The sequence below is a fragment of the Bartonella rattaustraliani AUST/NH4 genome (assembly GCF_000312565.1).
In the GTDB taxonomy this organism is placed as follows: Bacteria; Pseudomonadota; Alphaproteobacteria; order Rhizobiales; family Rhizobiaceae; genus Bartonella; species Bartonella rattaustraliani.
Map to the genome: position 1 here is coordinate 1 of NZ_CALW02000048.1, position 2,038 is coordinate 2,038.

At 40.2% G+C, this 2,038-nt stretch carries 2 pseudogenes; both read right to left on the minus strand.

From position 1 onward, the window contains the following. Positions 1 to 269 precede the first annotated feature (269 nt). Positions 270 to 469, minus strand: a pseudogene (locus BN67_RS12835) (helix-turn-helix transcriptional regulator). A 206-nt stretch (positions 470 to 675) separates the two neighbouring features. After that, positions 676 to 1,810: pseudogene (locus BN67_RS13670) on the minus strand (tyrosine-type recombinase/integrase). Positions 1,811 to 2,038: the final 228 nt, after the last annotated feature.

Here is a 2,038-nt window from a genome sequence, read left to right on the forward strand (position 1 = left end):
AAGAGCAGCCAGCATGACAATGAAATAATAATTGACCATTATAACCATAAGTAAGAGCTAAACTAGGAGTGCTATCATCATGGGCAGGGCAATGGGCAAGTCCATAATGCCCATGCCAAACACCATGCAAGGCACGTGTTATGCCCGCAGCATGTGTATAAGAATACATTTTTTTATCCTATGATCTTGCGTCACAGGACGGATTTTGCTATTCATAATTTGATAAGTAATGAAGAGCCTTGTCCGTCCTTACGTGACAAGGTTTTCTTTTATGCAGCATTATTGCTACGGTTGTTTTTTGCTTTCTCTATCACACCGTGAAGATCCGATTGTAACCAACGCGACAAAAAACCAAACTTTAAGGGTTTTGGTAAAACACCGTTTGTCACATGACGGCGGAATGTTGAAACCTCATATGGAGCAATTTTGCACTTTCACGGTCTGTGAGAAGAGTATCATTTTCTGTCATTAAAAAATCCTTTCAGAACATAAATTGTAAACAAATCATAACCACTTATTAACCATATTCTTGAATCGTTGAAAAGGTATTTAATCTATAAAAAACAGTCTTTTATCATGTATTTTTAAAATTGAATCTTGATGATTTTTAATGACACAATATGAGAAAAGAGAGAAAAAAGTTATCCACAGGTTAGGGGTAAAATACCCCATCTCTTAAGTTTGACCCGTGACATAAGCTGCCCATTTATCCATATAAACACGGCGCTGTTCAAGATAGTCAGTACGACGATAGGCACGCTCTACTTTACCTCCGACCGTATGACTTAGAATTGTTTCAGCGACCTCATAGGGGGCATCGGTTGTTTCAGCGAGCCAATTGCGTAAACTAGAGCGAAAACCATGCGGGCATGCCTCAAGACCAGTTTTTTTCATGTATTGTGACATGCCACATTCTGCAAGAGGACCTCGACCGGTTGCAGAAAAAAGGAACTCATTGCGTGTGAGAGAGCGCGCTTGTTCACTCACTTTGAGTGCTTCTGTTGATAAGGGAACACGAAACTCTTCTGTAGCATCACGTCGACCTTTCATATTTTCAGCAGGAATAGTCCATATATCCCCTTCAATCTGATCTTCACGAATATGACGTAAAGGACGTGTACGAACACCCGTAAGGATAAGCAAACGCAAAGCCAGTTGTGTGAGGGTTGTTGTTTGGCAAAGTGTTTTATAAAAAGCCGGCACATCTTTCCAATCCATTGTAGGTCTATTAATAGTTTTATGGCGTTGTTTCCCTAAGAGGGCACGTGCTTTGGCTGTGACTTGTAAATCAACATCTAATCCCAATGCAGCCGCATGTTTGAGACAAATATTAAGACGGTTTAGCGCTTTTTCTGCTGTTCCTGCTTTTGTATGCCATATGGGGGCAAGCGTATTGAGTATCTCTGTTTGTGTGATTTCTGAAATGGGAAGGCAGCATGATTTGGGAAAGACATGAAGTTGTAAAGATGAAAACCAATCGGCCATCCTTACCATCATCCTTTAATTCAGCTTTACGGCTTTCAAAAGCGTCTAAAGCAATGTCGTTTAAGTAATGAAGATTACGCATTGCCTCACGCTTTTGTTTCTCACGTTCTTTAATGGGATCACGACCCTCATGTAAAACAGAACGCCACCGTGTTGCAGTTTCACGGGTTTGTTTTAAAAAGACTTCTCTGAGAGTCCCTAAATCCATTTCACGACGGCGTCCGTGAATGGTATAGCGATAAAGCCATTGAGCACCACCATCATTATATTTACCAGCACCCAATGTTGCGACAGCCCTTGCATTAAGACGGTTCATAAGAGCCATTTTTAGTCCTTTCTTATATAAATTTTATCCACACGCCAGCCCCGCTTATGGCATAAAGCTAAGTGAATAAAACTGATTCAATATGAAGTGATTTGAGATGAGAGAATCTTACAATATTCGGGGTTATGATTCAAGGTGAGAAACGATAAAACCATTATGAATCAATACGTTGTCTAATGATTACAACGGCTTCAGCTGTTTTTTTTATGGCTTTATCTAGGGCGTTTT